The organism is Bradyrhizobium sp. UFLA05-108, assembly GCF_059803455.1.
Window position 1 is genome coordinate 1 of sequence record NZ_JBANAZ010000246.1, and the last position, 681, is coordinate 681.

Consider the following 681-nt stretch of genomic DNA (forward strand, 5'->3'; position numbering starts at 1 on the left):
GGTATCGCACAGCGTTTTCAGGGCACGGTGGTGCAAGAACTGGCGCAGGGGCAACTGGTGGAAGTGCTGCCGGAGTATGCCAGCGAGGCATCGGGATTTTTCATCTACTTTCCCGCCGGCAGGCATCTGCCGCTCAAGCTGCGCGCCTTTATCGATTTCATGCGCGAGCGGCGAGATCGACAGCACCGGTAACAGGGGCGCCCCGACGGCGCCCCCCCACGATCAGCGCTTATCCAGCGCTTGCACGATGCGGTAAGCCGCCTCGACGCGATCGTCATTCGGGAACCACTTGTTGGCCAACATCACCACGGCGATATTCTTCGCCGGGATAAACACCGCGTAGGTGGAGAAACCGCCGGTAGAGCCGGTTTTGTTATACCAGCCGGCGCGCAATTCCGGCTGCGGCGGCGTGATGGCGGTGGCCGGCGTGCCGTTCATGATCATCCCGGCGTTGTTGCCTTCGATCAAACGCGACAGCTTCACCGGATACGGGTAGCTCTCCCACATCAGATCCTGCGTGAACGCGCCCGCCTTGTAATAACCGACGTGCGTCGCGGCCAGCGCCTCGCGCCACGGCTGCGCCACCTTTACCTGCTGCAGGTTGGCGTCCAGATAGCGAATCAGATCGCGGGCGTTGGACTTGATGCCGTAAGACTCGGCGTCCAGCGGGCCGGGATTGAC

At 62.6% G+C, this 681-nt stretch carries 2 protein-coding genes; one reads left to right on the top strand and one right to left on the bottom strand.

Features of this window, described 5'->3' with window-relative positions; all coding sequences use genetic code 11:
* Positions 1–192, top strand: a 192-nt coding sequence (locus SO140_RS46285) for a LysR substrate-binding domain-containing protein (protein WP_498544247.1), incomplete at its 5' end; no start/stop codon positions are given.
* Positions 193–222: 30 nt separating this feature from the next.
* On the opposite strand, the gene SO140_RS46290 is transcribed toward SO140_RS46285, so the two are convergent.
* Positions 223–681: serine hydrolase (locus SO140_RS46290; protein ID WP_498544248.1), on the bottom strand; the 459-nt coding region annotated here is incomplete at its 5' end.